Genomic DNA, 12,084 nt, shown 5'->3' with positions numbered 1-12,084 from the left:
GAAAAATGTCAGGAGGAAACCGCGTGTCCCCAACGCCTGAAGGCGGCGTGGAATCGGGCTATGCCTGGGTCCGCCTCGTCGCCGCGGTCTGCCTCAGCACCCTGGGCGGGGTCGGGCTCTGGTCCATCGTCGTCGCCCTGCCGGCGGTGCAGCAGGAATTCGGCACCCTCCGGGCCGGCGCCTCGCTGCCCTACACCCTCACCACCATCGGCTTCGCCATCGGCGGCGTCGCCATGGGCCGGGCGGCGGACCGCTTCGGCGTGATGGTCCCGATCATCTTCGGCACCCTGATGCTCAGCGCCGGCTATATCGCCACCGCCTTCGCCACCAGCATGCTGGCCTTCGCGCTGATCTACGGCGGGCTGATCGGCCTGCTCGGCAGCTGCGCCATGTTCGGCCCGCTGGTCGCCGATACCTCGCTCTGGTTCAGCCGCCGGCGGGGGCTCGCGGTCTCGCTCTGCGCCAGCGGCAACTACTTCGCCGGCGCCTTCTGGCCGCCCATCCTGCAGCATTTCATCGAGACGGTGGGCTGGCGCCAGACCCACATCGGCATCGGGATCGTCTGCCTCGTCACCATGCTGCCGCTGGCGCTGGTCCTGCGCCGCCGCCCGCCGCTCCAGGCGGCCAGCACCGCGCCGCTGCCCGGCGGCCGCCAGCGCGGCACCTTCGGCCTGCGCCCGAATACCCTCCAGGCCATCCTGATGTTCGCCGGCGTCTCCTGCTGCGTCGCCATGGCCATGCCGCAGGTCCATATCGTCGCCTATTGCGTGGACCTCGGCTATGGCGCGGCCCGCGGCGCCGAGATGCTTTCCCTCATGCTCGCCTGCGGCGTCGTCAGCCGCCTCGCCTCCGGCTGGATCCTCGACCGGATCGGCAGCCTCGCCACCCTGCTGATGGGCGCGACCCTGCAGGCGGTGGCGCTGGCGCTGTTCCTGCCCTTCGACGGCCTCGTCTCGCTCTATGTCGTCTCCGCGGTCTTCGGCCTGTTCCAGGGCGGCATCGTCCCGAGCTACGCCATCATCGTCCGGGAATCCTTCCCCGCGGAACAGGCCGGCTTCCGGGTCGGCCTGGTGCTCTCCTCGACGCTGATCGGCATGGCGATCGGCGGCTGGATGTCGGGCGCCATCTTCGATGCCACCGGCTCCTACCAGGCCGCCGTCCTCAACGGCCTCGCCTGGAACGCGCTCACCATGGCCATTGCCCTCTGGCTCATCCTCCGCGCCCGCCCGGCCTTTCGGGCGCCCAAGGCCCGACCCATATGGCAGGCATGATCCCCCTCTCGATCCTCGACCTCTCCCCCATCCCGGAAGGCTCGGACGCCGGTCAGGCGCTGCGCAACTCCGCGGACCTCGCCCGCCATGCGGAGGCGCTGGGCTACCGGCGCTACTGGATGGCCGAGCACCACAACATGCCCGGCATCGCCAGCGCGGCGACCGCGGTGGCGCTGGCCCATGTGGCCGCCGGCACCAGCACCATCCGGCTCGGGGCAGGGGGCATCATGCTGCCCAACCACGCCCCGCTGATGGTGGCCGAGCAATTCGGCACCCTGGCCGCGCTGCACCCCGGCCGGATCGACCTCGGCCTCGGCCGCGCCCCCGGCTCGGACCAGGTCGCAGCCCGCGCCATGCGCCGCAACCTCGGCGGCGACGTGGACGACTTCCCGCGCGACGTCATGGAGCTGATGCGCTACTTCGAGCCGGCCCAGCCCGGCCAGCAGCTCCAGGCGGTGCCCGGCGCCGGGCTCGAGGTCCCGGTCTGGATCCTCGGCTCCTCCACCTACGGCGCCCAGCTCGCGGCGGCCCTCGGCCTGCCCTATGCCTTCGCCAGCCATTTCGCCCCGCAGCAGATGATGGAGGCGATCGAGATCTACCGCGCCGGCTTCCGCCCCAGTGCCAAGCTGGCCGCGCCGCATGTCATGCTGGGCGTGAACATCGTTGCCGCCGATAGCGATGCCGAGGCGCGCCGCCTCTTCTCCTCGCACCAGCAGTCCTTCCTGAACCTCCGCCGCGGCCGCCCCGGCAAGCTGCCCCGGCCGGTGGACGACATGGAGGCCCGCATGGACCCGCATGGCCGCGCCATGCTGGAACATTCGCTGGCCTGCTCCGTCGTCGGCGGTCCCGAGACCGTCCGGCAGGGCCTCGCCGAGTTCATCCGCACCACCGGCGCCGACGAGCTGATGGTGACCGGCCAGATCCACGACCACGCTGCCCGGAAGCGGTCCTACGAGATCCTTGCCGGGGTGCATGACAGCATGGCGCTGGCGGCCTGAAGGGAAGGCCAGGGAGGAAGTATCCTCCCTGGACCCTCCTCTATTTCTATGAGTTGGCACGCGCCGCGCGGCGCGTGCCAACTCACGAAAAACAAAGGTGGGGCTTGGGGAGGAAATGCTTTTTCCTCCCCGACCTTGCTGCCTACCCCATCACCGCCCGGATGCCGGCCACCGCCGCTTCCGCCGGCCCCACCGTCACCAGCTTGCCGCCCTGCCACTGCGCCAGGTAGGGCCGCGCCCGCAGGTTCTGCCCCTTCTCGTCGAAGCGCGCTCCCCAGCCGGTCGCCGTCGTCCCCTCCGCCACGTCGGTCGCCAGCATTGCCGCCCGCAGCTTGTCGCGCTCCAGGCTCCCGGCCCGTTGCAACGCCTCCAGCACCAGCCGCGCACCGACGTAATTCGCCAGCGAATGCCCGGACCGCGGGTCGCTGCCGTAGCGCTTCTTGTACAGCTCGACGAAGGCCGGCAGCCCCGGCGCCACCGCCTCGTTCACCGCGAATTGGGTGAAGTCCACGTCCAGCGTGCCCTCGAAATCCGGCCCGACGGAGCGCGCGGTATCGGTCAGGCTATAGCCGGCGCCCGAGCCGATCACCATGCGCGGCCGCCAGCCCGCCTCCTTCATGCCGCGGTAGAACAGCACGATGTCGTTCTGGTAGCCGGTATGCAGCACCACGTCGGCGCCCACCGCCCGCAGCCGCTGCAGCACCGGGGACAGCTCCACGCTGCGCGCCGAATAGCCCAGCCGTTCCACCTGGGTCAGCCCGCGCGCCCGGAGCTGGCTTTCCTGCAGCCCGCTCACCGTCTGCCCATAGAGCCCGTCCTCATGCAGGATCGCCACCCGCAGGACGTCGGCCGGCGTCGACCAGGCGCCGGCCAGCAGCTCCGGGATCGCCGCCACGGAGTCGCGGGCGAAGTCGCTCGCCCTGGGGCACAGCCGATACAGGTTGCGGAAGCCGCGCTCGGTGATCGGGTCGGCGATCGCCCCCAACTCGAAATAGGGCAGGCCCTGCAGCTCGGCCACCTGGCTCGCCGCGAAGGCGAGGTGGGAGGCGAAGGTGCCGAAGCCCGCCGCCACCTTCTCCACCGTCATCAGCCGGCGCAGCTCGGCGATCGCCTGGTCCTGCCCGGTCGCATCGCCCTTCACCAGCCGGATCGGCCGCCCGAGCAGCCCGCCGGCGGCATTCCGCTCCTCCGCCGCCAGCTCCAGCCCGCGGAAGCTCTCGTCGCCCAGCAGCGCCAGCCCGCCCGAGAAGGGGAACAGCGCGCCGAGCCGCAGCTCGTTCGCCGCCGCCGGGGCAACGGCCTGGGCCATGGCTCGTCCAGCGGGCGCCGCCAAGGCAGCAAGGCCGCCGAACAGCGGGCGACGGGCAATCCTCGACATCAGCATCCTCCCGCGGCGGACGCGCGGTCGCCTTGAGTCTTCGCATGCCCGCCGCCGCTGGCAACCCCATTCGGCGCGATCCTGCCCTGCCGCCCCCGCACATGCCCCCCCGCATATGCTTGACGCCGCGCCGCGCCGCGCGGAAACCTCCCCGCCGCATTCCGAAGGGAAACCACGCCATGGCCACGCTGCCCGAGACGATGATTGCCATCCAGCATGGCGCCGGCGGCGGCCCCGAGGTGCTGGTCCCCGGCACCGCCCCGGTCCCGACCCCGAAGCCGGACGAGGTGCTGATCCGCGTCGAGGCCACCGGCGTGAACCGCCCCGACGTCGCCCAGCGCAAGGGCGAATACCCGCCGCCTCCCGGCGCCAGCCCGCTCATCGGCCTCGAGACCGCCGGCGAGGTGGTCGCCCTCGGCGCCGAGGTCACTGCCTACAGGATCGGCGACAAGGTCTGCGCCCTGACCAATGGCGGCGCCTATGCCGAATACTGCACCGCGCCGGCCAGCCAGTGCCTGCCCTGGCCGAAGGGCTATGACGCCATCCGCGCCGCCGCCCTGCCGGAGACCGCCTTCACCGTCTGGGCCAACCTCTTCGGCCACGGCCGGCTCGCCGCCGGGGAGACGGTGCTGATCCATGGCGGCACCTCCGGCATCGGCGTCACCGCGATCCAGTTCGCCAAGGCCTTCGGCGCGACGGTCATCGCCACCGCCGGCAGCGCCGACAAGTGCAAGGCCTGCCTCGACCTCGGCGCCGATGCGGCGATCGACTACCGCGCCCAGGATTTCGTCGCGGAGGTGAAGCGCATCACCGGCGGCAAGCTGGCGAATGTCGTGCTCGACATGGTCGGCGCCGACTACTTCAACCGCAACCTGAAGTGCCTGGCGATGGACGGGCGGCTCGTCATCATCGCCTTCCTCGGCGGCTTCGAGGTGGGCAAGGCCGACCTCCGCCCGGTCATGACCCGCCGCCTGACCGTCACCGGCAGCACCATGCGCCCCCGCACCACGGCGCAGAAGGCCGAACTCGCCACCGCGCTGCGCGAGAAGGTCTGGCCGCTGCTCGATGCCGGCCGCTGCGCCCCGCCGATCTTCAAGGTCTTCCCGCTGAAGGAGGCCGCGGCCGCCCATGCGCTGATGGAAAGCAGCACGCATATCGGCAAGATCGTGCTGAAGGTCGCGGACTAGGGCAAACCCCGGACGGATGCCTGCATCCGGAAGGGGTCACTTGCCCGCACGATCGATACGCCAGAGAGGTTGCAGTGAGCATGGCGAACGGAAACCTCTCTGAGCGCTTGTCCGCCACGGCAAGGCCGGTTTCGCCCACCGCGACGATAGGGCAGGGGCTGCGCTACCTCGCGGTCTCGGTCTGCCTCTTCGGCGGCATCTGGCCGGTCACCAAGGCGGCGCTGGCCACCTCCACGCCGCTCTGGTTCGCGGTCAACCGCTGCGCCATGGCGATGGCAGTCTGCGCCCTGCTGCTCGCGGCGATGCGCCGGCTCAGCCTGCCGGCGCGGGGCGACCTGCCCTGCATCCTGGCGATCGGGCTGCTGCAGCTGGGCGGCTTCTTCGCGCTCACCCATGTGGCGCTGTCCTGGATTCCCGCCGGGCGGATGGCGATCCTCACCAACGTCACCGTCTTCTGGCTGATCCCGCTCTCGGTCCTCGTGCTGGGGGAGCGGGTCTCCCGCAACCAGTGGTGGGCGGTCGCGGTCGGTCTGCTCGGCGTCGGCGTGCTGATGCAGCCCTGGACCCTGGTCTCTCCGGCGCCCGGTGCAACCCCCTTCCTCGCCCTGCTGCCCGGCTACCTCATGCTGCTCTGCGCCTCGCTGTTCTGGAGCCTGGCCATCCTCGTCACCCGCAAGCTGCCGCCGCGCCGCCCGGTGCTGGAGCTGCTGCCCTGGTGCTTCGGCGTCGCCACCCTGCTGCTGCTGCCGCTGGCCCTGCTGCGGGAGCCTGCAGGCGGCATCCATGGCCAGGCCTGGCCCTATGCCATCTTCGTCGGTGCCGTCGCCGCGCCGATCGGCACCTGGGCCACCATCGAGGCCGGCCGTCGCCTCTCGGGCATCCTCGCCTCGGTCGGCTTCCTGGTGGTGCCGGCGCTCGGCGTGCTCATCTCGACGCTCTGGCTGGGCGAGAGCCTGGGCTGGGACGTCCTCGCCGGCGGCGGGCTGATCGCCGCCAGCGTCATCCTCGCCGCCCGCGGCTGAAGGGAGCATCCATGCGGCTGAATCTGATCGAGGCGGGGCAAGGCGCCGACCACAAGCCCCCGGTCGTCCTGCTGCATGGCCTGTTCGGCGCGGCGCAGAACTGGGGCGCCATCCAGCGCAAGCTCGCCACCCGCCACCGGGTCCTGGCGATCGACCTGCGCAACCACGGCGCCTCGCCCCATGCCGAGGCCATGGACTACCCGGCCATGGCCGCGGACGTGGCCGAGACCATCGCCGGCGTCACCGCCGCCCCCGCCGCCGTGCTCGGCCATTCCATGGGCGGCAAGGTCGCCATGGCGCTGGCGCTCGCCGAGCCGCAGCTCGTCTCCCGCCTCGTCGTCGCGGATATCGCCCCGGTGGCCTATCCCCCGGCGCTGCGCGGCTATGTCGAGGCGCTCCAGGCCATCGCCCTCCGCCCCGGCCTGACCCGGCGGGAGGCGGAAGCGGCGCTGGCCGAGACCATCCCCGAGCCCGGCATCCGCGCCTTCCTCGCCCAGAACCTGATCATGCCAAAGGAGTTGGCGCAGGAGGACCCGCCGCGCTGGCGCCTCGGCCTGGAGGAGATCGCCGCCGCCATGCCGGTGCTGGAGGATTTCCCCGCGCTGCCCGGCCGCTACGACGGCCCGGTGCTGGTCCTGGCCGGGGAACGCTCGGGCTATGTCCGCCCGGTCCATCGCCCGGCCTTCGCGGCGCATTTCCCGGCCGCCGCCTTCGTCACCATCCCCGGCGCCGGCCACTGGCTGCATGCCGAGAACCCCGCCGGCTTCCTCGCCGCGCTGGAGCCCTTCCTCGACGAGGGCTAGGCCAGCTCCAGCATCGTCACTTCCGGCGGCATCCCGAGCCGCACCGGCAGCATCGAGTTGCCGATCCCGCCGGAGACCACCAGGTGCCGTCCGTCCTCCTCCACCGCGCCATAGGCATAGCGGTTGCCGAATCGGCTCGGCACCAGCGGCGAATAGTTGAAGACCCGCACCTGCCCGCCATGGGTATGGCCGGAGATGGTCACCGCGACGCTGTCCGGCACCTCGGGGAAGATGTCCGGCTCATGCGCCAGCAGGATGGTCGGCGCTCCGGCGGGGATCTCGCCCAGGGTGCCGGCCAGGTCGTCGGCGCCCTGCACCTGCCGCCCGCGCCGATAGGCCCACTGGCTGCCGAGCCCGGCCAGGAAGATCTCCCGCCCCTGGTGGACCAGCGGCCGGACCTCGTTGTGCATGATGGGCAGGCCGGCGGCGGCGAAGGCATCGGCCGCCTCGGGCATCGGCCGCAGCCCGGCCTGGGCCCCCCCGCATTCCCACCAGTCGTGGTTGCCCAGCACCGCATGGACGCCGAGCGGCGCGGACAGCCCGGCCAGGATATCCGCCACATCGCGGAAGCTCGGCCGGCCGGTGGCGAAGCGGTGATCGGCGAGGTAGTCACCCATCAGCACCGCCAGGTCGGGCCTTTCCGCATTGGCCATGGCGACGGCGCGGGCCAAGCGTTCCGGCCCGGAATGCGGTCCGCCGGTATGCGGATCGGCGATGATGGCGATGCGCAGCGGCAGGTCGCGCGGCCAGCTGGCCGGGGTGATCCGGTGATGCACCAGCCGCAGCTGCCGACGGGGCTCCAGGCCAGCGCCATAGGCGCCGGGTCCGGTCCCGCCGGCGCCCGCATTGCCCAGCCAGCGCAGCAGCCGTCGCCGGCCGCGCGTCCCCGGCCCGTCAAACCCGGCCTCCCGCAGGCTCGCCGACTGGGTCTCGGCCAGCCTTGCGGCCCTGATCCGTGCCGCCAAATCACCGTCCATGCCTGACCCTATCCCGTCCACCCGTACCGCCGCCCTGTCGCGGCTGGCGGCGTTTGCCCCGCGCATGGGGCGTCACTATGCCGAGGGGCGGAACCACGATCCCGGCCCGAATGCACCGCCCGGGTCATCGCCCGAGGATGCGGCCGTCTCCGGCCTCAGCCCTTATCTAAGGCACCGCCTGCTTCTGGAAAGTGAAGTCGTGGCAATCGCGGTCGCATCGCACAACGCGGCAGCGGCGGAAAGCTTCATTCGTGAAGTTCTCTGGCGAAGTTACTGGAAAGGCTGGCTGGAGCTGCGCCCCGCCATCTGGGACGACTACCGCGCCGATGTCGCCGCGGCTCCCCGGACCCTGGCGCTGGAAGCCGCCCTGGCCGGCCGCACCGGCCTCGACTGCTTCGATTCCTGGACCCATGAGTTGGCGACGACCGGCACGCTGCACAACCACGCACGGATGTGGTTTGCCAGCATCTGGATCTTCACCCTGAAGCTGCCCTGGGTGCTCGGCGCCGATTTCTTCCTGCGGCACCTGCGGGACGGCGATGCCGCCTCCAATACCCTGTCCTGGCGCTGGGTCGCCGGCATCCAGACGCCCGGCAAGGCCTATGCCGCCCGCGCCGAGAACATCGCCCGCTTCACCGGCGGCCGATTCGACCCGGTGGGCTTGCTCGATGAGACTCCGACCCCGCTCGCCGCGCCCGAGCCGCCGCCGCCCCGGCCGTTGCCCCCGGCGCAGCGGGCAGCCAGCCGCATCGCCCTGCTGCTGCACGAGGATGATCTGAACGCGGAGTCGCTCGACCTCGCCGGGGCGGAGGTTGTCGCCCTGGCCGGCATCGCCACGCCGGAGGCCCTCTCCCCCGCCGGCTGCGCCCCCCTGGTCAGGGACTGGGTGGAAGGCGCCCTGGCCGATGGCCTCGCCCGCGCCGGCGCCCACCTCCGCCTGACGCCCCGCCGACTCCATCCGGCCGAGGTCCCCGACTGGGCCGCCGCCACGGGCTGCACCGCCGTCGCCACGCCCTGGGCCCCGGTCGGCTGGACCGCCGAGACGCTGGCCGGAATCGAGACCGGCCTCGCCGCCCGCGGCCTGCCGCTGCTCCGCCTCCGCCGTCCCTGGGACGAGGCCTGCTGGCCGCTGGCGACCCGCGGCTACTTCGCCTTCCGTAAGCACATCCCCCGGCTGCTGGAGGAATTGCTGCCCGCTACTGCGGCTTGAACCGGCTCGCCTTGGCCGCATCCGCCGCCCGCCACAGGTACCAGGCGGCGATGCTGCGCCAGGGCGCCCAGGCGGCGCCGCGCTCGGCCAGCGCCTTGGGCTTCGGCTGCGCCTCGAGGCCCGCCGCGACCTTCCAGCCCTCCCGCACCCCGAAATCGTCCACCGGCAGCACGTCCGGCCGGCCGAGGGTGAAGATCAGCAGCATCTCCACCGTCCAGCGCCCGACCCCGCGGATCGCCACCAGCCGCTCGATCAGCGCCGCATCGTCCAGCCGGGCGCAGCCCTCCCGCGTCGGCACCAGCCCGCCCGCCGCCTTCTCCGCGATGTCCCGGATGGCCGCGACCTTGGAGCCGGAGAAGCCGCAGCCCCGCATCGCCTCCGGCTCCATCGCCAGGATCGCCTCCGGCGGCGGGAAGGCATGGCCCGGATGCAGCGCCAGCAGCCGGCCGAGGATCGCCTCCGCCGCCCGGCCATGCACCTGCTGGTGGGCGATGGCGCGGACCAGCGCCTCATAGGGCTCCCGCTCCACCGGCTGCAGGGTGCAGGGGCCGATCGCCTTGATGACTGTCTTGAAGACCGGGTCGCGCTTCAGCGCCCGCTCCGCCTTCGCCCAATCGGGGGAGGCCACCACCTTCGCGCTGTCGCCGGCCATGTCGCTCATGCCGCCGAGCCTAGGGCAAAGCGGCGCCGGGCGGAATCGCCCCAGCCGGATGTTTCGCCGAGGCGCGAAGCCTCGCTTGCCCCCGGCCCGGCTCCCCGCGATCCTGCCGGCCGATGAGCGATCTCTATGCCGCCTACGGCAGCAACCTCTCGGCCGCGCAGATGCAGCGCCGCTGCCCCGGCGCCAGCATCGCCGGGCAGTGCCTATTGCCCGGCTGGCGCCTGGTGCTGCGGCGCTACGCCCGGCTGGAGCCCGACCCCGCCGCCCGCTGCCCCATCGGCCTCTGGCGCATCACCCCGGCGCATCTGGCGGCGCTGGACCGCGCCGAGGGCGCCCCCGCCATCTACCGACGCCGGCTGGAGCCGACGCCTCTCGGCCCCGCCTGGATCTACCACGAGGTGGTGGACCGCGCCGGCCCGCCCACCGCCGCCTACGTCGCCATCATCCGCGCCGGCTATGCCGAATTCGGCTTCGACCCGGCGCCGCTGCTGGCCGCCCTGGCCGAATGGCCGCACCTCGCCTGAAAGGTCCCCGTCCCATGGACATCCGCTTCGACGGCACCACGGTCGCCGTCACCGGCGCCGGCCACGGCTTCGGCCGGGAGATCGCCCGCCGCTTCGCCGGGCTCGGCGCCCGGGTCTTCGCCTGCGACCTCGCGGCCGCGGAGCTGGCCGAGACCGCCGCCGGCACCTCCATCGTCACCGAGGCCTTCGACCTCACCGCCCCCGGCGCCGCCGCCGCCTGGATCGCCGGCATCGAGCGCGCGACCGGCGGCCCCATCGGCGTGCTGGCCAGCAACGCCGGCGGCGTCCGCGGCCAGGTGATGCGCCCGATTGAGCAGGTGCCGGAGCCCGACTGGCACGCCATCCTGGCGATCAACCTGCATGCCCATTTCACCCTGGCCCAGGCGGTGGCGCCGGGGATGAAGCAGGCGGGGCAGGGGGCCATCGTCACCACCAGCAGCGGCGCCGGCCTCGGCCCGAGCATGACCGGCATCCAGGCCTATACCGCGGCGAAGCACGGCCTCATCGGCCTGACGCGGCAGTTGGCGCATGAGCTCGGCCCGCATGGCATCCGCGCCAACAGCGTCGCGCCGGGGCTGATCCTCTCGAACCGCGCCAGCATCGCGCAGTGGGAGGCCTATGGCCCGGAGAAGCAGCAGGCGACCATCGGGGGGATCGCGCTGCGCCGCCTCGGCACGGCGAAGGACATCGCCGATGCCGTCATCTTCCTCGCCAGCGATTATGCCGCCTTCATCAACGGCCAGGTGCTGAGCATCGACGGCGGCAAATAGGCGGCGTCACAGCACCTGCAGCAGCCCGGCCATCAGCTTCGCCCGCGGCACCAGGCTGTCCAGCAGCAGGTGCTCCTCCAGCGTATGCCCGCCCGCCCCCTGCACGCCGAGGCCATCGAGCGTCGGGATCCCCATCGCCCCGGTGAAATTCCCGTCCGAGCCGCCGCCCGCGCTCTGCGGGTTGATGTCGAAGCCGATGCTCCGCGCGATGTCCCGCGCCACGCCATACAGCGCCATGCCCTGCGCATCCGGCTCCCAGACCGGCCGCGTCACGCCGCGGGTCACCGCGAGCTGCACGTCGTTGCCGGTCGGCCGCAGCGACAGCATGGTCTCGACCGCCGCATCCAGGTCCTCCTGCCGCTTGGCCATGGACAGGCTCTCGGCATCGCAATGCGTCGCCACGCAGTTGACCCATTGCCCGCCGGAGATGACGCCGACGGAGTAGGTCACCGCATCCGTGGTCAGCGCCTCGATCGCCACCACCTGGCGGCAGATCTCGCGGATCGCGCTGCGGCCATCGCCCAGCCGCGCGCCGGCGTGGCTCGGCTTGCCGGTGGCCCGCAGGTTGAAGCGGGCGATGGCGTAGCGCCCGGTCACCACGCCGCCATCCGGCCGCGCCGGCTCCGGCACCAGCACGAAGGCATGCCGCGCCGCCTCCGCCTCGATCAGGTCCCGCGTCGAGGGGCTGCCGATCTCCTCGTCGCTGGTCAGCAGCACCGTCACCGGCCGGCTGGTGGCGATGCCGGCCTTCAGCAGCTGGCGGATCGCCTCGATGGCGATGAAATTGCCGCCCTTCATGTCGTAGACCCCGGGGCCGTAGACCCGGTTGCCCTCCACCCGCCAGGGCAGCGGCGCCAGGGTGCCGATCGGATGCACCGTGTCCATGTGCCCCATCACCAGAATGCCCGGCCCCGTCCCGGCATGCGGGAAGGTCGCCCGCACGCAGGGGCCGTAGCCCATCCGGCCGGGGATCATCTCGATCCGCGCGCCCAGCAACGCCAGGTCGCGCGCCGCCATCTCCATCACCCGGCCGACCGCCGGGGCATCGAAGGTCGGGCTCTCGCATTCGACCCAGGCGCGCAGTCCGGGCAGCATGGCCTGGGCATCGAAGGGCAGGTCGAGGGCGGGCTGGTCCATGGGTCGCTTGCTCCGGTTCGTGGCGGCCAGCCTGCTGCCCAACCGTGCCGCCGGCAACCCCACCCCGGGGGCGCAAGCCGGGCTTTCCTTCCCGCCGCCCGGTCCTGCTACACTCGGTGACATGACCCCACCCCCCCGCCTCGTCC

At 72.4% G+C, this 12,084-nt stretch carries 12 protein-coding genes; 8 read left to right on the top strand and 4 right to left on the bottom strand.

The genetic code is table 11. The features are described 5' to 3' along the window. Positions 1-23: 23 nt before the first annotated feature. Both AC0IW9_RS05555 and AC0IW9_RS05550 read left to right on the top strand, forming a co-directional pair. A complete protein-coding gene (locus AC0IW9_RS05555) occupies positions 24-1,271 on the top strand; it encodes an MFS transporter (protein WP_471647214.1) in 1,248 nt (415 codons plus the stop codon). Continuing rightward, positions 1,268-2,269, top strand: coding sequence for an LLM class flavin-dependent oxidoreductase (locus AC0IW9_RS05550; RefSeq protein ID WP_471647417.1), 1,002 nt, complete (start codon positions 1,268-1,270; stop codon positions 2,267-2,269). The genes AC0IW9_RS05555 and AC0IW9_RS05550 overlap by 4 nt, the downstream gene beginning before the upstream one ends. 142 nt (positions 2,270-2,411) lie before the next feature. Here AC0IW9_RS05550 and AC0IW9_RS05545 read toward each other — a convergent pair whose 3' ends face one another. Further along, entirely contained in the window at positions 2,412-3,647 is a 1,236-nt protein-coding gene (locus AC0IW9_RS05545) for an ABC transporter substrate-binding protein (protein WP_471647213.1), read from the bottom strand. Positions 3,648-3,826: 179 nt separating this feature from the next. On the opposite strand from AC0IW9_RS05545, the gene AC0IW9_RS05540 reads away from it, so the two are divergent. From AC0IW9_RS05540 to AC0IW9_RS05530, 3 genes are all read left to right on the top strand, one after another. Next, on the top strand, positions 3,827-4,834 hold the full coding sequence (locus AC0IW9_RS05540; RefSeq protein ID WP_471647212.1) for an NAD(P)H-quinone oxidoreductase: 1,008 nt from the start codon (positions 3,827-3,829) through the stop codon (positions 4,832-4,834). Between the two features lie 107 nt (positions 4,835-4,941). Continuing rightward, positions 4,942-5,856, top strand: a complete 915-nt coding sequence (locus AC0IW9_RS05535; RefSeq protein WP_471647211.1) for a DMT family transporter — start codon at positions 4,942-4,944, stop codon at positions 5,854-5,856. A gap of 11 nt (positions 5,857-5,867) precedes the next feature. After that, positions 5,868-6,659: an alpha/beta fold hydrolase gene (locus AC0IW9_RS05530; RefSeq protein ID WP_471647210.1), complete on the top strand. Its 792-nt coding sequence runs from the start codon at positions 5,868-5,870 to the stop codon at positions 6,657-6,659. Here AC0IW9_RS05530 and AC0IW9_RS05525 read toward each other — a convergent pair. Beyond that, the gene (locus AC0IW9_RS05525) at positions 6,656-7,636 is read right to left on the bottom strand and encodes a metallophosphoesterase (RefSeq protein ID WP_471647209.1); all 981 of its coding nucleotides are present in this window, start codon (positions 7,634-7,636) and stop codon (positions 6,656-6,658) included. The genes AC0IW9_RS05530 and AC0IW9_RS05525 overlap by 4 nt on opposite strands. A gap of 199 nt (positions 7,637-7,835) precedes the next feature. Here AC0IW9_RS05525 and AC0IW9_RS05520 point away from each other — a divergent pair, with 199 nt between their 5' ends. Next, positions 7,836-8,846, top strand: a complete 1,011-nt coding sequence (locus AC0IW9_RS05520) for an FAD-binding domain-containing protein (protein ID WP_471647208.1) — start codon at positions 7,836-7,838, stop codon at positions 8,844-8,846. Here the strand turns inward: AC0IW9_RS05520 and AC0IW9_RS05515 are convergent. Next, positions 8,833-9,498 carry a DNA-3-methyladenine glycosylase family protein gene (locus tag AC0IW9_RS05515; protein WP_471647416.1) on the bottom strand — a complete coding sequence of 222 codons (666 nt, stop codon included), beginning with the start codon at positions 9,496-9,498 and terminating at the stop codon, positions 8,833-8,835. The genes AC0IW9_RS05520 and AC0IW9_RS05515 overlap by 14 nt on opposite strands. A 122-nt stretch (positions 9,499-9,620) precedes the next feature. Between AC0IW9_RS05515 and AC0IW9_RS05510 the strand changes: the two genes are divergently transcribed. Both AC0IW9_RS05510 and AC0IW9_RS05505 read left to right on the top strand, forming a co-directional pair. Continuing rightward, on the top strand, positions 9,621-10,031 hold the full coding sequence (locus AC0IW9_RS05510; protein WP_471647207.1) for a gamma-glutamylcyclotransferase family protein: 411 nt from the start codon (positions 9,621-9,623) through the stop codon (positions 10,029-10,031). A gap of 14 nt (positions 10,032-10,045) precedes the next feature. After that, on the top strand, positions 10,046-10,801 hold the full coding sequence (locus AC0IW9_RS05505; protein ID WP_471647206.1) for an SDR family NAD(P)-dependent oxidoreductase: 756 nt from the start codon (positions 10,046-10,048) through the stop codon (positions 10,799-10,801). A gap of 6 nt (positions 10,802-10,807) precedes the next feature. Here the strand turns inward: AC0IW9_RS05505 and AC0IW9_RS05500 are convergent, their stop codons facing one another. Next, a complete protein-coding gene (locus AC0IW9_RS05500; protein WP_471647205.1) occupies positions 10,808-11,938 on the bottom strand; it encodes a M20/M25/M40 family metallo-hydrolase in 1,131 nt (376 codons plus the stop codon). Positions 11,939-12,084 lie beyond the last annotated feature (146 nt).

It is taken from the genome of Belnapia sp. AC561 (genome assembly GCF_979252845.1).
This window is presented reverse-complemented; position numbering and strand designations above follow the sequence as displayed.